General features: G+C 61.5%; 14 protein-coding genes and 5 tRNA genes. All 19 read left to right on the forward strand.

Annotated features, from left to right (window positions below):
- Positions 1–84: 84 nt before the first annotated feature.
- The 19 genes from ACLD1X_RS06760 (at position 85) to ACLD1X_RS06850 (ending at position 18,906) form a co-directional block, all read left to right on the forward strand.
- Positions 85–2,718 carry a FimV/HubP family polar landmark protein gene (locus ACLD1X_RS06760; protein WP_429366665.1) on the forward strand — a complete coding sequence of 878 codons (2,634 nt, stop codon included), beginning with the start codon at positions 85–87 and terminating at the stop codon, positions 2,716–2,718.
- A 290-nt stretch (positions 2,719–3,008) separates the two neighbouring features.
- Positions 3,009–3,833 carry a tRNA pseudouridine(38-40) synthase TruA gene (truA, locus tag ACLD1X_RS06765; protein ID WP_057715572.1) on the forward strand — a complete coding sequence of 275 codons (825 nt, stop codon included), beginning with the start codon at positions 3,009–3,011 and terminating at the stop codon, positions 3,831–3,833.
- Between the two features lie 63 nt (positions 3,834–3,896).
- A complete protein-coding gene (locus tag ACLD1X_RS06770) occupies positions 3,897–4,523 on the forward strand; it encodes a phosphoribosylanthranilate isomerase (RefSeq protein WP_429366666.1) in 627 nt (208 codons plus the stop codon).
- 217 nt (positions 4,524–4,740) lie between these two features.
- Positions 4,741–5,661, forward strand: a complete 921-nt coding sequence (gene accD / locus ACLD1X_RS06775; RefSeq protein WP_429366667.1) for an acetyl-CoA carboxylase, carboxyltransferase subunit beta — start codon at positions 4,741–4,743, stop codon at positions 5,659–5,661.
- Positions 5,658–6,965, forward strand: coding sequence for a bifunctional tetrahydrofolate synthase/dihydrofolate synthase (gene folC, locus ACLD1X_RS06780; RefSeq protein ID WP_429366668.1), 1,308 nt, complete (start codon positions 5,658–5,660; stop codon positions 6,963–6,965). The genes accD and folC overlap by 4 nt, the downstream gene beginning before the upstream one ends.
- Positions 6,949–7,614 carry an SPOR domain-containing protein gene (locus ACLD1X_RS06785; protein WP_429366669.1) on the forward strand — a complete coding sequence of 222 codons (666 nt, stop codon included), beginning with the start codon at positions 6,949–6,951 and terminating at the stop codon, positions 7,612–7,614. The genes folC and ACLD1X_RS06785 overlap by 17 nt, the downstream gene beginning before the upstream one ends.
- Before the next feature lie 98 nt (positions 7,615–7,712).
- Positions 7,713–8,273 carry a CvpA family protein gene (locus ACLD1X_RS06790; protein ID WP_429366670.1) on the forward strand — a complete coding sequence of 187 codons (561 nt, stop codon included), beginning with the start codon at positions 7,713–7,715 and terminating at the stop codon, positions 8,271–8,273.
- A 41-nt stretch (positions 8,274–8,314) separates the two neighbouring features.
- Entirely contained in the window at positions 8,315–9,820 is a 1,506-nt protein-coding gene (gene purF / locus ACLD1X_RS06795; protein WP_007975670.1) for an amidophosphoribosyltransferase, read from the forward strand.
- An 81-nt stretch (positions 9,821–9,901) separates the two neighbouring features.
- Positions 9,902–11,113 carry an O-succinylhomoserine sulfhydrylase gene (locus ACLD1X_RS06800; protein WP_429366671.1) on the forward strand — a complete coding sequence of 404 codons (1,212 nt, stop codon included), beginning with the start codon at positions 9,902–9,904 and terminating at the stop codon, positions 11,111–11,113.
- Positions 11,110–11,886, forward strand: a complete 777-nt coding sequence (locus ACLD1X_RS06805; protein ID WP_429366672.1) for an SDR family oxidoreductase — start codon at positions 11,110–11,112, stop codon at positions 11,884–11,886. Before ACLD1X_RS06800 ends, ACLD1X_RS06805 begins: the two co-directional genes overlap by 4 nt.
- 256 nt (positions 11,887–12,142) lie before the next feature.
- Positions 12,143–12,218, forward strand: a tRNA-Val gene (locus tag ACLD1X_RS06810).
- Between the two features lie 53 nt (positions 12,219–12,271).
- Positions 12,272–12,348: transfer RNA gene (locus ACLD1X_RS06815), tRNA-Asp, on the forward strand.
- A gap of 105 nt (positions 12,349–12,453) precedes the next feature.
- Positions 12,454–12,530 (forward strand) — tRNA-Asp (locus ACLD1X_RS06820).
- A gap of 105 nt (positions 12,531–12,635) precedes the next feature.
- A tRNA-Asp gene (locus tag ACLD1X_RS06825) sits at positions 12,636–12,712 on the forward strand.
- 105 nt (positions 12,713–12,817) lie between these two features.
- Positions 12,818–12,894, forward strand: a tRNA-Asp gene (locus ACLD1X_RS06830).
- 434 nt (positions 12,895–13,328) lie between these two features.
- The gene (locus tag ACLD1X_RS06835; protein WP_429366673.1) at positions 13,329–16,160 is read left to right on the forward strand and encodes a xanthine dehydrogenase family protein molybdopterin-binding subunit; all 2,832 of its coding nucleotides are present in this window, start codon (positions 13,329–13,331) and stop codon (positions 16,158–16,160) included.
- Entirely contained in the window at positions 16,153–16,692 is a 540-nt protein-coding gene (locus ACLD1X_RS06840; RefSeq protein WP_007982256.1) for a (2Fe-2S)-binding protein, read from the forward strand. Before ACLD1X_RS06835 ends, ACLD1X_RS06840 begins: the two co-directional genes overlap by 8 nt.
- Positions 16,693–16,694: 2 nt before the next feature.
- On the forward strand, positions 16,695–17,933 hold the full coding sequence (locus tag ACLD1X_RS06845; RefSeq protein WP_429366674.1) for a c-type cytochrome: 1,239 nt from the start codon (positions 16,695–16,697) through the stop codon (positions 17,931–17,933).
- A 1-nt stretch (position 17,934) separates the two neighbouring features.
- Positions 17,935–18,906 (forward strand): XdhC family protein, encoded by a 972-nt coding sequence (locus ACLD1X_RS06850; RefSeq protein ID WP_429366675.1) that lies wholly within the window; start codon positions 17,935–17,937, stop codon positions 18,904–18,906.
- The last annotated feature ends 22 nt before the right edge of the window (positions 18,907–18,928 follow it).

Here is an 18,928-nt window from a genome sequence, read left to right on the forward strand (position 1 = left end):
CTCGCCGTTGCGCGCAATGCCTTACGGCAGCGGCTATCAATACCTTCTCGCTGGCCGAGGAATGTTCAAACTAAGGATGAGCTAATGGTTCAAGTTCGCAAACTGGTGTTAGCAATAGCGGCCGCCTCGGCGCTGTCCTCCGGTATGGCGCATGCCCTCGGGCTCGGGGAGTTGACCCTGAAATCGACGCTCAACCAGCCGCTGGTAGCGGAAATCGAGCTGCTCGATGTCAAGGACCTCACCGCTGCTGAAGTGGTACCGAGCCTGGCTTCGCCGGAAGATTTCGCCAAGGCCGGTGTCGACCGCCAGGCGTTTCTCAATGACTTGACCTTCACCCCGGTGCTCAACGCCAGCGGTAAAAGCATCCTGCGCGTAACCTCCAGCAAGCCACTGTCCGAACCCATGGTGAAGTTCCTGGTTCAGGTCATGTGGCCGAACGGCCGCTTGCTGCGCGACTACAGTGTGCTGCTCGATCCATCGAAATTCTCGCCGCAAACCGCCGAGGCGGCTGCGCAGCCTGTGCCGACTCAATCCGTTTCTGCGCCGGTTACCGGTGCAACCAAGCCGGCCCAATACACCACCACGCCACGGGATACCCTGTGGGAGATCGCCGCAAAAGCGCGTAATGGCGGCTCGATCCAGCAAACCATGCTGGCCATCCAGGCACTGAACCCGGACGCCTTCATTGACGGCAACATCAACCGCTTGAAAACCGGCCAGGTGCTGCGCATGCCGGACCAGGCGCAGAGCGCGAGCTTGCCGCAACCCAAGGCGATTGCCGAAGTGGCCGCGCAAAACAAGGCCTGGCGTCAGGGTCGCCGTTATGTGGCCAAGCCCGGGGCAGGGCAGCAACAACTCGACGCCACCCATCGCGCCCGCGCCGACGTTGCTCCGGCTCAAGCGACCGGTGACAAGCTGAGCCTGGTTTCCGCCGAATCCGGCAAGAACCGTGGCAAGGGGGCTGCCGGAGATGCCAAGGCCCTCGCCAACAAGCTGGCGCTGACCCAGGAAAGCCTCGACACCAGTCGTCGTGATAACGCCGAACTGAAAAGCCGCATGGCCGACCTGCAAAGTCAGGTGGACAAGCTGCAGCGCCTGATCGAGCTGAAGAATAATCAACTGGCCAAGATGCAGGCCGAGGGCGCTGCACCAGCAGCTGCGACAGCTCCGGCAATATCGGCCGAGCTGGCTGCCAACCCGGCGGCAGCGCCTGCTCCGGCACAAACTGCACCGGTTGCACCTGCGCCAGTGGCCACCGCGCCCGAGGCCGCTCCGGCGCCGGCCGAACAGCCTGTCGAAGCGACACCTGCCGCAGCCGACGAACAGAAATTCAATGAGTTGCTGACCAATCCGGTGCTGCTGGGCCTGGTGGGCGGCGGTGCGCTGATCCTGCTGCTCTTGCTGCTGTTGCTGGCGCGCCGCCGCAAAGCCCAGCAAGAAGCCGAGAAGCATATGCGCATGGCGCGTGCCCTGGCTGAAGAGCAGCCGTTCTCGGCCGATCTCGACTTGCCGGAGAGCAGCTTCGAAGGCCTGGAAGTTCCGCCGCCGAGCGTGAAGCTGGCGAATGCACCGACGCCAGCCCCCGCGCCAGCGCCGGTAGTTGCCCCGGTCGTGATGACCACGCCGATCGCCGCGCCATTGGTGGCACCGGCTGCCGAGCGTTCCGACGACGTGCTGGGCCAGGCTCAGTCGCACATCAATGCCGGTCGCCTGAACCAGGCTGCCGCGTTGCTGGAAGATGGCGTCAAGCAAGAGCCCAAGCGCAGCGACTTGCGCTTGAAACTGATGGAAGTCTACGGCCAGCAAGGCGACCGCGATGCGTTCGTCGGCCAGGAACGTCAGTTGGTGGCCAATGGCGACAACTTCGCCCAGGTTGAAAAACTCAAAAGCCGTTTCCCGGCCATGGCGCTGGTGGCAGCCGGTGGCATCGCCGCAGCCGCCGTTGCTGCCGAGCTGGACGCGCAATACGTCAAGGATCTGTTGCTCGACGAGCCGCAAGCGCCAGCACCAGCACCAGAGTCGGCACCGGCACCGTTCGAGGATGACCTCGACAGCGCCTTCGACCTGAGCCTGGATGATCTGGATACGATCACGCCGGTGGCGCCAGCACCCGCGCCAGAGCCTGAAGTGGCAACGCTGGCGGATCTCGACGAATTCCCGCTGGACGACGACCTGAGTTTTGAGTCGGTGTTGCAGCAGCAGACTGAAATCAAGGAAAACCTCGACGATCTGTCGGACTTCGACCTTGATCTGGATCTCGGGGCGCAACCTGCGCCGGCGATGCTGGCTGAAGACGACTTCCTGCTGGACCTGGATGCAGGGGTGAAGGATTTTCCAGCCGCCCAAACCCCGGCTGTCCCTGAGGTCGCGTTGGATGACCTGGAATTACCGGCCGATTTCGATCTGTCGCTGGCCGATGAAATGGACGCTCCGGATGCCTTCGCGGCAGAGCTGGATGATGTCAATGCCGAGCTGGAGAGCTTGTCCGGCAGCATCGGCGAGCCGACTTTTACCGAAGCTGATGCCGCGCTGGGTGGCGATGATGACTTCGACTTCCTGTCAGGTACTGACGAAGCCGCTACCAAGCTCGATCTGGCTCAGGCCTATATCGACATGGGCGACAGCGACGGCGCCCGCGACATCCTCAATGAGGTCGTGAGCGAAGGCAGTGACGAGCAGAAGAGCGAAGCGAAGGAAATGCTTTCGCGCTTGGCTTGAGTGATCGGTGCGTTGTAAAAAAAAACGGCAGCCCATTGAGGCTGCCGTTTTTGTTTTGCCGGGAGAGTGATGTCGACGTCCAGGCCGCCTTCGCGAGCAAGCCCGCTCCCACAGGGTTTTGTGAACACCACAGAACCCTGTGGGAGCGGGCTTGCTCGCGAAGAGACCATCACATTCACCACAGTACATCGGTTGTGCTGGCATCCCCTCCAGTCGGCCTTATAATGCCCGCCTTTGGTACATCAGCAGGCTGTCCCTCCTTGGCAAATATAGATAACCCGGCCGCCGAAATGGCAGCCGACGGCTTTTTCCGGATCGCGCTGGGCGTCGAATACAAGGGCTCGCGCTACCGCGGCTGGCAGCGCCAGGCGTCCGGGGTGCTCACCGTGCAGGAAACCCTCGAAAACGCCTTGTCCAAAGTCGCCGACTCCCCCGTTTCGCTGATGTGCGCCGGGCGTACCGACGCCGGGGTGCATGCCTGCGGACAGGTGGTGCATTTCGACACCCAGGTCGAGCGTTCGATGAAGGCCTGGACCATGGGCGCCAACATCAACTTGCCCCACGACGTCAGTGTCAGTTGGGCCAAGGTCATGCCGGCGCATTTCCATGCGCGATTCAAGGCCATCGCCCGGCGTTATCGCTATGTGATCTACAACGATCAGATCCGCCCGGCGCATTTGAATGAAGAAGTGACCTGGAACCACCGCCCGCTGGACGTCGAGCGTATGGCCGAGGCCGCTCAATACCTGCTCGGCATCCATGATTTCAGTGCTTTTCGTGCCGGCCAGTGCCAGGCCAAGTCGCCAATCAAGGAGTTGCACCACCTGCGCGTCACCCGTCACGGCAAGATGATCGTGCTGGATATTCGCGCCAGTGCCTTCCTGCATCACATGGTGCGCAACATTGCCGGCGTGCTGATGACCATCGGCGCCGGTGAGCGTCCGGTGGAGTGGATGAAAGAAGTGCTGGAAAGCCGGATTCGCCGGACCGGTGGTGTCACCGCGCATCCATTCGGTTTGTATCTGGTCCAGGTCGAGTACCGTGACGAATTCGAATTGCCCGAGCGTTACATCGGTCCACACTTCCTGACCGGCTTCTCGGAACTTGGCGGCTGACGCCCTCGAACGCTTTTGCTACCATCCGGGACTTTCCCGGATTTGTCTTGGAGTCATGTCGACATGTCAGCCGTTCGCAGCAAGATCTGTGGGATTACCCGCACGGAAGATGCGTTGGCAGCCGTCGAGGCCGGGGCGGATGCCATCGGATTCGTGTTTTACGCCAAAAGCCCCCGTGCGGTGACGTTCCAGCAGGCGCGCTCGATCATCAAGGCGCTGCCGCCGTTCGTGACCACCGTGGGTTTGTTCGTCAATGCCAGCCGATGCGAGCTGGGGGAAATCCTCGACGCCGTGCCGCTGGACCTGTTGCAGTTCCATGGCGACGAAACCGCCGCCGAGTGCGAAGGCTGGCACCGGCCGTACATCAAGGCGCTGCGGGTCAAGGCCGGTGATGACATCGCCGCGGCCTGTGATGCTTATGCAAGTGCCAGTGGAATCCTGCTCGATACCTATGTCGAAGGCGTCCCCGGTGGAACCGGTGAGGCGTTCGACTGGTCTTTGATACCGCAGGGCTTGAGCAAGCCGATCATTCTGGCCGGCGGTCTGACGCCGGAGAACGTCGCCGAGGCAGTTGCACGCGTTCGACCTTACGCCGTGGATGTCAGCGGCGGGGTAGAGGCGAGCAAGGGCATCAAGGACCACGCAAAGATCCAGGCATTCATCAAAGCGGTACGTGGTAGCACCTGTTGATGTGACGGCTGGCAGACTGCCGCCGTCCACTGCACTGTACAAAGCGGATGCACTGCACACAGCAGGCATGTCCGAGGGTTTCTGGTTGCACGCAGGTCATGTTTCGCGCTGACCGTGGCAGTCCATCGACCGTCGCCGCACACATGAATTTAGCGCTAGGGCATACACGGGGCCGCGAACCAGAGCGTTCGGGCCGCCGGTACTGGAGAAAGAAAGCATGAGCAACTGGTTAGTAGACAAACTGATCCCTTCGATCATGCGTTCCGAGGTCAAGAAGAGCTCGGTGCCTGAAGGTCTTTGGCACAAATGCCCGTCTTGCGAGGCTGTGCTGTATCGTCCTGAGTTGGAAAAGACCCTGGACGTTTGCCCCAAGTGCAACCATCACATGCGCATCGGTGCACGCGCCCGTATCGACATCTTCCTTGACGTTGAAGGCCGTACCGAGCTGGGTGCGGACCTGGAGCCGGTTGACCGTCTGAAATTCCGCGACGGCAAGAAGTACAAGGACCGCCTGACCGCGGCCCAAAAGCAGACCGGCGAAAAAGACGCGCTGGTTTCCATGAGCGGCACTTTGCTGGGCATGCCGATCGTGGTTTCGGCGTTCGAGTTTTCTTTCATGGGCGGTTCCATGGGTGCCATCGTCGGTGAGCGTTTCGTTCGCGCCGCCAACTACGCCCTGGAAAAGCGTTGCCCGATGGTTTGCTTCGCGGCTTCCGGCGGTGCACGGATGCAGGAAGCGCTGATCTCCCTGATGCAAATGGCCAAGACCTCCGCGGTACTGGCGCGTCTGCGTGAAGAAGGCATTCCGTTCATCTCCGTGTTGACCGATCCGGTCTACGGTGGCGTTTCCGCCAGTCTGGCGATGCTGGGCGACGTGATTGTCGGCGAGCCGAAAGCGTTGATCGGTTTTGCCGGTCCGCGTGTCATCGAGCAAACCGTGCGCGAAAAACTGCCGGAAGGCTTCCAGCGCAGCGAGTTCCTGCTGGAGCACGGTGCCATCGACATGATCATCGACCGTCAGGAACTGCGTCCGCGTCTGGGCAACCTGCTGGCGCAGATGATGGGCCTGCCGACGCCGAAGTTCGTGGCTGCACCCATCGAGCCGATCGTGGTTCCGCCGGTGCCTGCCAGCCTATGACCCAACGTACCCTTGGCGAATGGCTCGCCTACCTTGAACAGTTGCACCCTTCAGCCATCGACATGGGCCTGGAGCGGTCGCAGCAGGTAGCGTCCCGCATGGGACTGGGCAAGCCGGCGCCTCGGGTGATTACGGTCACCGGGACCAACGGCAAGGGTTCCACCTGTGCGTTCGTGGCGTCCTTGCTGCGGGCCCAGGGCTTGAAAGTGGGGGTTTACAACTCCCCGCACCTGCTGCGTTACAACGAGCGGGTGCAGGTCAATGGCGTCGAAGCCACCGATGCCGAGCTGTGCGAGGCCTTTGCCGCGGTAGAGGCCGGGCGTGGCGACACTTCCCTGACTTACTTCGAAATGGGCACCCTGGCGGCATTCTGGCTGTTCCAGCGCTCGGGGCTTGATGCCGTGGTGCTGGAAGTCGGGCTGGGCGGTCGTCTGGACACGGTCAACGTGGTGGACGCCGACATGGCGCTGGTGACCAGTATCGGCGTCGATCATGCGGATTACCTGGGTGATACCCGTGAGTCCGTGGCCTTCGAAAAGGCCGGTATTTTCCGCCAGGGCGCGCCTGCGCTCTGCGGCGATCTGAATCCTCCACAACCTTTGCTGGACAAGGCGCGCGAGCTCAATTGCCCGTTTTTCCTGCGTGGGCGCGATTTCGATCTCGGCATGACCGATCACAACTGGCAGTGGCGCGGTGTCGATGCGCAAGGGCGTGCAGTCGAGTTGCACGACCTGCCGCTGCTTGATTTGCCGATGGAAAATGCCGCGCTGGCGTTGCAGGCTTACTTGCTGCTCGGCTTGCCTTGGGTGGATGCGCAGATCATCGAGGCGCTGCGGGCAACCAGGGTGGTCGGTCGCCTGGATCGCCGTGAGTTCGCGTGGCAAGGCAAGCGCTTGAACCTGTTGCTGGATGTGGGACATAACCCACATGCAGCGGAATATCTGGCTCGTCGCCTGGCCAGTCGCCCGCCGGTCGGCAAGCGCCTGGCGGTGTTCGGGTTGCTGGCGGACAAAGACCTGGGTGGTGTTGTCGGCGAATTGAATGCTAGTGTCCAGCACTGGGCTGTCGCCCCCCTGGATTCGCCTCGGGCGCGTCCGGTAGCGGATCTGCACGATGCGTTGCAAGGTCTGGGTGCGTCGGTCACGTCATACGAGAGCGTAGCGGCCGCCCTGGAAGGGCAGTGCGCGCAGGCCGCGAGCGACGACGAAATCCTGTTGTTCGGATCATTTTATTGTGTTGCCGAGGCCCTTGAATGGTTGGCCCGGCGCTCCACGGAGGACGCGGCAAATGGCATTGCTGGATAAGGCATATAAACAGCGCATGGTTGGCGCCCTGGTGTTGGTTGCGCTGGCGGTGATTTTTCTGCCGATGCTGTTTTCCCGCCAGGACGAACAGCGCCAGGTGACGGTCGAAGCACCTGCGGCTCCGCAGGTGCCCGTGATGCCTCAGGTGCAGGTCGAACCGGTGGTGGTGCCTGAACCGCAGGCCTTGCCTCAGGAGCCCGTGCCGAGCGATGACGAAATCGCCCAGCAGGAATCGGCCGTGCCAGCAGCGCCAGTGGCTCCCGCGCCGGCTGCCAAGCCGGTTACACCGCCGCCTGCGCCAGCACCGGTCCCGGCTCTGGCTGCAAAACCTGCTACCGCGCCTGCCCAACCTATCGCGGCGGCGCCAGTCAAACCGGACACCACGCAAAGCCGTGTCGATGCCAATGGCTTGTCTGTCAGCTGGTCGGTGCAACTGGCGAGCCTGGCGAATCGTGAAAGCGCGGAAAAGCTGCAGAAAACCCTGCGCAGCCAGGGTTACAACGCCTACATCCGTAGCGCCGACGGCAAAAACCGGGTGTTTGTCGGGCCGCTGATCGAGCGCGCTGAAGCTGACCGTCTGCGTGACTTGCTCAACCGCCAGCAGAACCTCAAGGGGTTTGTCGTGCGCTTTCAGCCGGAACGTGGCTAAAACTATCGCCGCGATATGAAATGCACTGACAATCGCAGCTTACCGATAAGCATGGGCTCTGCTAAAATGCGCCGCCTTATCCGTCTGTAGGCTGCACTGTGCCATTTACCTGGGTTGACTGGGCGATCGTTGCAATCGTCGCCATCTCCGCATTGATCAGTCTGAGCCGCGGCTTCGTCAAGGAAGCACTGTCGCTGGTGACCTGGATCATCGCAGGGGTCGTCGCCTGGATGTTCGGTGGCTCACTGTCCGAGTACCTCGGCGGGTACATTCAAACACCGTCGGCCCGTATAATCACGGGCTGTGCCATCATGTTTGTCGCCACTTTAATCGTAGGCGCAATGATCAATTATCTTATCGGCGAACTGGTTCGCGTCACCGGGCTTTCCGGGACCGACCGATTCCTCGGCATGGTCTTCGGCGCCGCGCGTGGCGGGTTGCTGGTGGTTATTGCCGTCGGGCTGTTGAGCCTGGGGCCGGTACAGCAGGACGGGTGGTGGAAAGAGTCACAGCTCGTGCCAAGATTTCTATTGGTCGCCGACTGGTCCAAAAACCTGATCCTCGGGTGGAGCAGTCAGTGGCTTGCCAGCGGAATCAGCGTACCCGCTGATATTCCGTTCAAGGAGCAACTCTTGCCGATGGCCAAAACGCCTCAGTGAGTAGTGCTCAGTTCAGATCCATTAAGTAGGGGTTGCGTCGCATGTGTGGCATCGTCGGTATCGTCGGTAAGTCGAACGTCAATCAGGCGCTGTATGACGCGCTAACCGTCCTCCAGCACCGCGGCCAGGACGCTGCCGGTATCGTGACCAGCCATGATGGCCGGTTATTCCTGCGCAAGGACAACGGTCTGGTGCGTGACGTGTTCCAGCAGCGTCACATGCAGCGCCTGGTCGGCCACATGGGCATTGGCCATGTGCGTTATCCGACCGCGGGCAGCTCGACGTCGGCTGAAGCTCAACCGTTTTACGTCAACTCGCCTTACGGCATCACCCTGGCGCACAACGGTAACCTGACCAACGTTGAACAACTGGCCAAGGAGATTTACGAATCCGACCTGCGCCACGTCAACACCAGTTCCGATTCGGAAGTGCTGCTCAACGTGTTTGCACACGAACTGGCCCAGCGTGGCAAGTTGCAGCCGACCGAAGAAGACGTGTTCGCCGCCGTCACTGACGTGCACAACCGTTGCGTCGGTGGTTATGCCGTCGTAGCGATGATCACCGGCTACGGCATCGTCGGCTTCCGCGACCCGCATGGCATCCGCCCGATCGTATTCGGCCAGCGTCACACCGACGAAGGCGTCGAGTACATGATCGCCTCGGAAAGCGTTTCCCTGGACGTGCTCGGCTTCACCCTGATTCGCGACCTGGCACCTGGCGAAGCGGTCTACATCACTGAAGAGGGCAAGCTGTACACCCGTCAGTGCGCGACCAACCCGTCCCTCACCCCGTGCATCTTCGAACACGTCTACCTGGCGCGTCCGGATTCGATCATCGACGGCGTGTCGGTCTACAAGGCCCGTCTGCGCATGGGTGAGAAACTTGCCGAGAAGATCCTGCGCGAGCGTCCGGATCACGATATCGACGTGGTCATCCCGATTCCGGACACCAGCCGCACCGCCGCGCTGGAGCTGGCGAACCACCTGGGCGTGAAGTTTCGCGAAGGCTTCGTGAAGAACCGCTACATCGGCCGGACCTTCATCATGCCGGGCCAGGCGGCGCGCAAGAAATCCGTGCGCCAGAAACTCAACGCCATCGAGCTGGAATTCCGCGGCAAGAACGTGATGCTGGTGGACGACTCCATCGTTCGCGGCACCACGTGCAAGCAGATCATCCAGATGGCCCGCGAAGCCGGTGCGAAGAACGTCTACTTCTGCTCCGCGGCGCCAGCGGTTCGTTACCCGAACGTCTACGGCATCGACATGCCGAGCGCCCACGAGCTGATCGCCCACAACCGTTCGACCCAGGACGTGGCTGACCTGATCGGCGCCGACTGGCTGATCTATCAGGACTTGCCTGACTTGATCGAAGCGGTCGGTGGCGGCAAGATCAAGATCGACAAGTTCGATTGCGCGGTGTTCGATGGCCAGTACGTCACCGGCGACGTCGACGAGGCTTACCTGAACAAGATCGAACAGGCACGCAACGATGCCTCCAAGGTCAAGACGCAGGCAGTCAGTGCGATCATCGATCTGTACAACAACTGAGTTTCTACCGGCCCTGAGGGGCCGGTTTTGTATCTGGCAAACAGACTTTTATCTATCAAGAGCAGGGCAAGGAGTGACAGCATGAGTCAGGAATGGGATGCCGGTCGGCTGGACAGCGACCTCGAAGGTGTAGCGTTCGATACCCTGGCCGTACGTGCCGGTCAGCACCGTACGCCGGAAGGCGAACACGGTGATCCGATGTTCTTCACCTCCAGCTACGTATTCCGTACCGCCGCCGACGCCGCTGCGCGCTTCGCCGGCGAAGTACCGGGCAACGTTTACTCGCGCTACACCAACCCGACCGTGCGCGCGTTCGAAGAGCGCATTGCCGCGCTGGAAAGCGCCGAACAGGCCGTGGCCACGGCCACCGGCATGGCGGCGATCATGGCCGTGGTGATGAGCCTGTGCAGCGCCGGTGATCACGTGCTGGTGTCGCGCAGCGTTTTCGGCTCGACCATCAGCCTGTTCGAAAAGTACTTCAAGCGCTTCGGCATCGAGGTCGACTACGTTGCCCTGGCCGATCTGTCCGGTTGGGATGCGGCAATCAAGGCCAACACCAAGCTGCTGTTCGTCGAATCGCCATCCAATCCGCTGGCCGAGCTGGTGGACATCACCGCGCTGTCGGAAATTGCTCACGCCAAAGGCGCGATGCTGGTAGTCGACAATTGCTTCTGCACGCCGGCACTGCAACAGCCGCTGAAAATGGGCGCGGACATCGTCGTGCACTCGGCCACCAAGTTCATCGATGGCCAGGGCCGTTGCATGGGCGGCGTGGTCGCCGGCCGTAGCGAGCAGATGAAAGAAGTGGTGGGTTTCCTGCGTACGGCCGGGCCGACCCTGAGCCCGTTCAACGCCTGGATCTTCCTCAAGGGCCTGGAAACCCTGAATCTGCGGATGAAAGCACATTGCGCCAACGCCCAGCAGCTGGCCGAGTGGCTGGAGCAGCAGGAAGGCATCGAAAAAGTCCATTACGCCGGCCTCAAGAGCCATCCGCAGCACGAACTGGCGCTGCGCCAGCAGAAGGGTTTCGGGGCGGTCGTCAGCTTTGAGGTGAGGGGCGGCAAAGAGGGTGCCTGGCGTTTTATCGATGCCACGCGCCTGATTTCGATCACCGCCAACCTGGGTGACAGCAAGACCACCATCACGCATCCGAGCACCACGTCCCATGGGCGCCTGGCACCGCAAGAGCGTGAAGCGGCGGGCATTCGTGACAGCCTGATCCGCATTGCGGTCGGCCTGGAAGACGTGGCGGACCTGCAAGCCGATCTGGCGCGCGGCCTGGCTGCGTTGTGATCGAGTTGTCTGCACCGGCCACAGGCTCGAATGGCCGCGTAGCGCTGGTGACTGGTGCTGCGCGGGGCATTGGCCTGGGGATCTCGGCCTGGCTGATCAGCGAAGGCTGGCAAGTCGTGCTGACGGATCTGGACCGCGAGCGCGGTTCGAAAGTGGTGAAAGTGCTGGGCGACAACGCCTGGTTCATCGCCATGGATGTCGCCAATGAGGGGCAGGTCGCACTGGGCGTGGCCGAGGTGCTTGGCCAGTTCGGGCGCCTGGATGCGCTGGTGTGCAATGCGGCGGTCGCCGATCCGCACAACATCACGCTGGAAAGCCTGGACCTGGCGCACTGGAATCGGGTGTTGGCGGTGAACCTCAGTGGGCCGATGTTGCTGGCCAAGCACTGTGCGCCGTACTTGCGCGCTCACAGCGGTGCCATCGTCAACCTGGCCTCGACCCGCGCCGGGCAGTCGGAGCCCGATACGGAGGCCTATGCGGCGAGCAAGGGCGGTCTGTTGGCCCTGACTCACGCGTTGGCCATCAGTCTTGGCCCGGAGATCCGGGTCAATGCTGTCAGTCCTGGCTGGATCGACGCGCGCGACCCCTCGGTGCGGCGTGCCCAACCATTGACCGAGGCCGATCATGCCCAGCATCCGGCGGGCAGGGTGGGTACGGTCGAGGATGTCGCGGCGATGGTCGCCTGGCTGCTGTCGAGGAATGCCGGATTTGTCACCGGCCAGGAATTCGTGGTCGATGGCGGCATGACCAAGAAGATGATTTACAGCGAGTAATCGGACAAAGGCGCAGTCTTCAGCATTGATGTTGAATGTTCCGCCGTCTTCGCGAGCAAGCCCGCTCCCACTTTGGATCGTGTTATGTCTGAAAGAACGCGGTCCATTGTGGGAGCGGGCTTGCTCGCGAAAGCGGTCCGACTGCTGTAGATGCTCTCCCGATTGAAAGAATTTTGTCTTTTTCAGAAAAACTTCAAGCAGGGTATTGACTTAGGTTCGTTACCTGCGTAAATTTCGCGGCCTCGGAGATGCAAACGGGTGATTAGCTCAGCTGGGAGAGCGTCTGCCTTACAAGCAGAATGTCGGCGGTTCGATCCCGTCATCACCCACCACTCCCGAGATACTTGCGAAAGCAAGAGGTAGGCTGAAATGCCTCCACCGACGCGCAGCGGTAGTTCAGTCGGTTAGAATACCGGCCTGTCACGCCGGGGGTCGCGGGTTCGAGTCCCGTCCGCTGCGCCATATCTACCGAGTCAGGTTCGCCCTGATTCGAGATGGAAAGAGAGATTGAAAAGTCTCAGAGCTTTTAATCAGACGAGTTACTTGAGCATCTGCTCAAAGCGATACGCAACGGTAGTTCAGTCGGTTAGAATACCGGCCTGTCACGCCGGGGGTCGCGGGTTCGAGTCCCGTCCGCTGCGCCATATTTACCGAGTCAGGTTCGCCCTGATTCGAGATTGAAAGAGAGATTGAAAAGTCTCAGAGCTTTTAATCAGACGAGTTACTTGAGCATCTGCTCAAAGCGATACGCAGCGGTAGTTCAGTCGGTTAGAATACCGGCCTGTCACGCCGGGGGTCGCGGGTTCGAGTCCCGTCCGCTGCGCCATATTTACCGAGTCAGGTTCGCCCTGATTCGAGATTGAAAGAGAGATTGAAAAGTCTCAGAGCTTTTAATCAGACGAGTTACTTGAGCATCTGCTCAAAGCGATACGCAGCGGTAGTTCAGTCGGTTAGAATACCGGCCTGTCACGCCGGGGGTCGCGGGTTCGAGTCCCGTCCGCTGCGCCATATCTGCCTCAAGGCCAACTGAACGCCTTGGAGCTACGAAGAAGCCACTGGCTGCTTCGAGTCGATAGCAAAGACCCTGGTCGAAAGACCGGGGTTTTTTGTTTCTGGAATTTGATTTTTCCCTTCCCGTACTTTTCCTGTCAGTCCTTTCTGTATGTCTGTCCCCCGGATAGAGCCATTTTGTGCGTGAGCGCGACAGGGTGATTCCTGCTCTCGTCGACATCCTCAATGCGCTGCGCCAAAAAGTCGCAGTTTTTTGATCTTTTGGTCAGTTTTTGGTTTTCCGCAAGGTCGTAAGCCTATAAACTTAACCTTTCGGTCAGCTTCGCACTGTCATTACAGCCCTTTGCTACGTCCAGAAGGGCTTCTGCAGACTCGAGATTTCCAGTACATAATCAGAAGGGCGGGCTCCATGACCGCCCAGAGGATGATCCATGTCCAACCGTGATATATCCCGGCGCTCGTTCCTCCAGGGCGGGCTGGTAGCGGGTGTGAGCGTGACGCTCACACCATTGAGCAGCCAGGCGCTGGCCGCCTTGATGGAAAACAGCGTGACCGTGCCGTCCGAGCAGTGGCTTGGCAACAATGGCAAGGCACGCGCCCGTAACGATGCCTTGTCCAAGGTCTGCGGCAGCAAAGTCTTTGCCCGCGACATCCGCGCCAAGGACATGCCGGGCTGGCCGCAGCAGCAAGGCCACGCCATGTTGCTCAAGACCGTCAAGGCAGACCGCATCTACGCGGGGCTGGACCTTTCGTGGCTCGGTGCCGAGTTGCAGCCGGACCGCATCGTTACCGCCGAAGACCTGGTCAAGGACGGTATCGTGTTCCCTGAGGAGCATGCACCTGATCCACTGTTGCCGGCCGGCAAGGTGCCGATGTTCATCGGGCACCCGGTGGCGATCCTGATCTGGAACGATTTCGAGCGTTTCCGTCAGGCCAAGAACAAGCTCAAGTTCAATGACAAGGCCATCCGCTACGGCGACAAAGTGCCGTTCTACGAGGGCGATCCGTACGGCAGCTTCCGTTACGTGCGCGTTGGCGGGGCGACCTCGGCGGACGAAGACGAGTTCGCCAGCCTCAAGGACTCGATCCTGTTCCCGATGCTGAAAAACCGCCGTCCGGTGTGGAACTCCCAGCCGAACCTGCATGGCAACCTGACCGAGCGCGGGTTGTTTTACGCCGAGCGCATGAAGCAGCAGATCGATGCGCCGCCGGACAACTGGCTGGTGTTCGATGAGCGCTACAAGACCCCGTCGATCGAGCCGGCGGCCCTGGAGCCTGACAACGGCAACGGCTGGTACGACCCGGCCACCAAGACCCTGCATTTCGTGGTTGCGACCCAATGCCCGCTGGAAGCTGCGACCGAAACCGCGAAAATGATCGCGCCGTCGCGTTTCGGCCTGGCCAACCTGAACATGCACCCGGGCTACACCGTCGGTTATGGCTCCAAAGACCACAACATTTTCGTCTACTACGCAGCGTTGGCGGCGTTGTACGGCGCCGGTGTGCCGGTGCGCCTGGCCAACGACCGCTACGAGCAGTTCCAGAGCGGCATCAAGCGTCACCCGTTCGACATTCGCTATCAATTGGCGGTGGACAAGAACGACTACAGCTTCAAGATCTTCCGCGCTGAAATGAGCGTCGACGGTGGCGGGCGCATCAACTACAGCCCTTCGGTGGCTGCAGTGGGCGCTACGGCAGCACAGTCGATCTACTACATGCCGCAGAACGATCTGCAGGTCACCGCTTACCATTCCCGCGCGGTAGAAGCCGGGTCGATGCGTGGCTACGGTACCCTGCAGAGCATGGCGTCGACCGAAATGATGGTCGACGAAATCGCCGGTCGCCTCGGCATCGATGCCATTGAGCTGCGCCGCAAGAACGCGCTGCGCTCGGGCATGAAAAACACCCAGGGTGCGATCCCGGCCGGTGCCTTGCGCCTGCACGAGATTCTCGACAAGGCGGCCGTTCACGACACCTGGAAAAACCGCGACGCGATCAAGCAGCAGCGCGAAGCCGTCGATCCGGATAACTGGTACGGGGTAGGCTTCGCCATCTGCCAGAAAGACTTCGGTACCGGTTCGGAAGCGCCGATGGCCAGCATCGAATTCACCGCTGAAGGGCGCATCAACCTGCGTCACATCGGTATCGAGATCGGCACCGGCATGTCCACTTCGCAGGCGATGGTCGTGGCCGATTTCCTCGGTCTGCCGGCGCACGAAGTGAAGACCGGCGAAACCGAGTGGAAGGAAATGCAGCTGATCACCGGCGGCAACCCTTACATCATGAGCCAGGCCGAGCAGGACAACTTCCTGCGTAACCCGCGCTGGGTCGGCAAGATCGCGTCGGCATCGTCGGCGACCAACTCCGCCTACTACTTCAGCCATGCCACCCGTGAAGCGGCGCGCGTGCTGTTCAACCACGGCCTGTGGCCGGCGGCGCTGGAGATCTGGCGACAAGGCCCTTACGGCGGCCAGGCCAACCCTTACGTGGTGCGCCGCGAAGACGCCCACTGGGTCGACGGCAAGCTCACCGCCAACGGCATGGAGCCGTTGCCGTTCGCGATGCTGGCCAAGCGTGCCCACGAACGCGGGCTGGTGACTGGCGCGACCGTGCATGGTTTCAACCGCTGGAGCTGGGCCGAGGCTGAGTTCAGCATCGACGGCGTGCGTGAACGTCTGCCGCTCGACGGGCTGGCGGTCAAGTATGGCGATGGTGCGCCAAAGGCCAAGCAGGCGCAGATGAACAGCGCCGGTTTCCATTTGCTGGATCGGCAGAACATCGCCTACCCGGCAACCCAGTTGAACAACGCGGCAGTGACTTACTACAGCCCGGTCGCGACGCTGGTGGAAGTGAAGGTCAACAAAGGTACGGCAGAAGTGTCGGTGCTCAATCATCACTCGTGGGTCGAGTGCGGTCGGGTGCTGGTGGAAGAACTGGTCAAGGGCCAGCTCGAGGGCGGTATCGCCATGGGCATCGGCCATGCGTTGATGGAAGAGATGCCGCTGTATGAGGGCGGGCCGGGGGAGGGTGACTGGAACTTCAACCGTTACCGCCTGCCAATGGCGCGTCACGTTGCGGTGTGGAAACAGACCGCGGACATCCTGCCGCCACTGTCGCCGAGCGACCCGTCCAAGGGCATCGCCGAGGTGGTGATGATCCCGGTGGTCGGTGCCATCGGCAACGCCGTGGCCCATGCCATCGGTAAACGTGTCCGCGACCTGCCTATCACTTCTGCACGCATCAAGGAGGCCCTCAATGGCTAACCGTCCGCTTCAACTGACCCTCAACGGTCAATCCGTCGGCCCGGTGGACATCCCTGATGACCTGCCGATGATCGACTACCTGCACGAGTACAAGAACCTCACCGGTTCGCGCCTGGGTTGCGGCCAGGGCATCTGTCACGCTTGCGTGGTGATCGTCGACAACCCCGACGGCACCAGCGAAGAAGTGCGCACCTGCATCACCGGCGCACACTATTTCGAAGGCAAGAAGGTGCGGACCATCGAAGGCCATGCGACCCGCGACGAGCAGGGCAAGGTCACCGAACTGAACCCGATCCAGCAGCGCTTCGTCGATGAATTCGCCTTCCAGTGCAGCTACTGCGCGCCGGGTTTCGTGAATGCCGCGACCGTGTTGGTGGAAAAACTGCAGCGTCAGCCCATCGTCAAAAGCCAGCTGGAAAAAGTCATCGAGGACAGCCTCGGTCATCACATCTGCCGTTGCACCGGATATGTGCGCTACTACAGCGCCACACGCAACGTGCTGACCGATCTCGGCCTGGTCAAGGAGGGTTAAGGATGAAACTTCTACTTAGCCGCCTGGCGTTGGCGGTCGGCCTGGCTGCGCCTGTATTGCTGGCCCACGCCGATGATGCGCAGGTCAAGCAAGGCCAATACCTTGCCCGCGCCGCCGATTGCATGGCGTGCCACACCGCGCCGGGTGGCGCGCCCTTTGCGGGCGGCCTGCCGATCGTTTCACCGTTCGGCACGATCTACGGCACCAACATCACCCCGAGCAAAGAGCACGGCATCGGCCTGTACAGCGACGACGAGTTCTTTGCCGCGCTGACCGAAGGCAAGCGCCGCGATGGCGCCAACCTGTATCCGGCGATGCCGTACACCTCCTATCACCTGATGCCCCGTGCCGACTCGGACGCGATCCATGCCTACCTGAAAACCGTCGAGCCGATCGAGCGTGCAGCACCGGTCACCAGCCTGAGCTTCCCGTTCAACGTGCGCCTGGGCCTGATGGGCTGGAACATGATGTACGGCAAGGACGTGAAGCTGGAGTCGGCCGAGGGCAAGAGCGAAGCCTGGAAGCGCGGCCAATACATGGTCGACGTGCTGGGTCACTGCGGCGAATGCCATACGCCACGCGGCTTGCCGGGTGCGATGCAGCAGGACAAGCGCATGACCGGTGGCCTTCTCAATGGTTATCTGGCGCCGAGCCTGCTGGCCACTGACCTGGCGGCTCGTGGCTGGAATCATCAGGACCTGAGCTCGTTCCTCAAGCACGGCATGAGCGCCCAGGGCACGATGTTCAACGAGATGTTCCCGGTGTTCCACAACAGCACCCAGGGCCTCAACGATCCGGATCTGGCGGCGATGGCGACTTTCCTGCTCGGCGATCAGCCACCAGCGGCGAAAGTGCTCACCGAAGTGCCCTTGGACAAGCTGAGCGCAAGTGCCCAGCGCGGCCGTCAGGAATATTTGAACGTCTGCGCCGGATGCCATGCGCCGAGTGGCGAGGGTAAACCACACATCGCCGTGGCCATGCGCGGCAACACCACGTTGCGCCTGGAAGATCCGCGTAACCTGGTGCGGGTGATCGACGACGGTATCGGTGAGCAGAAATTCTCCGGTTTCGAACACATGCAGCCGATGCCAGGGTTCGCCGAGAAGTTGAGCGCCGAGCAACTCACGGATCTGTTGAACTACCTGCGCCAGGGATGGGGTGGTCAGCCGAATGATCTGGCGGTGAACGACGTGCAGAAGTTGCGGGCCGATGCGCCGCCGCTCGAGCACAAGGCGCACTGACATGCAGCATCTCGATCTGCAAGTCGTGCGCCGGGCGCTGGAGTGGTCGGCGGCCGGTCAGCGTATCTGGCTGTGTACGGTGCTGGCCACCTATGGCTCGGCGCCGCGCGCACCGGGCTCGCTGCTGGCGGTGAACAGCGATGGGCACTGGATTGGCTCGCTGTCGGGTGGCTGTGTCGAGGAGGATTTTCTCGAGCGAGTCGCCGAGGGCGCGTTTCTCGAACCGGTCAGTGTTGTTCGTTACGGCGAAGGCGACGATCCACGTTCCCGCGTCAGCCTGCCGTGCGGCGGGGTGCTGGACGTGCTGGTCGAGAAGCTTGACGCCGATTGCGAGGTGCAGGCGCACCTGCGCGAACTGGAGTCGGCGCTGTTGGGTCGACGCCGGTTGATCCGCGAAGTTGATTTGCTCAGCGGTGCTCGCAGTCTGTTCGACGATCGTGAGCAGGGTGTGCGTATCGAGCGTGAAATCGACCGGGTGCGTGTGCGCGTCGGCGCGGCCCAGCGCTTGTTGCTGGCCGGGTATTCCAGTGTCGCCCAAGCCTGTGCGGAGTTTGCCGTGGGCCTGGGCTTCGAGGTGATCCTGTGTGACCCGCGAGACGAAGTGCTGGAAGGCGTCGTGCTGGAAAACGTGGAGATTCGCCGCCAACTGCCATCGGTGTTCATTGCCGACGGCGGCTGCCACAGCGACACGGCGGTGGTGGCCTTGACCCACGATCCGCGTATCGATGACCTGGCGATGATGGAGGCGGTGCGCACCGAGGCGTTTTATATCGGCGTGATGGGCTCCATGCAGACCTCGCAGAAGCGCTTCGAGCGGTTGCGGCGCATTGGCGGGCTGGGGGACGTCGAGTTGGGGCGGATACATGCGCCAATCGGGCTGAACCTGGGCAGCAAGACGCCCGCGGAGATTGCCCTGGCGGTGCTGGCGGACATCCTGCGGATTCGCAGCGGTATCGCGCGCGACCGGTTGTAAAATATCGTTGAACAAAAAAGGG

Origin of the sequence: Pseudomonas sp. 18173 (assembly GCF_050432945.1) — a bacterium.
Taxonomy (GTDB): Bacteria; Pseudomonadota; Gammaproteobacteria; order Pseudomonadales; family Pseudomonadaceae; genus Aquipseudomonas.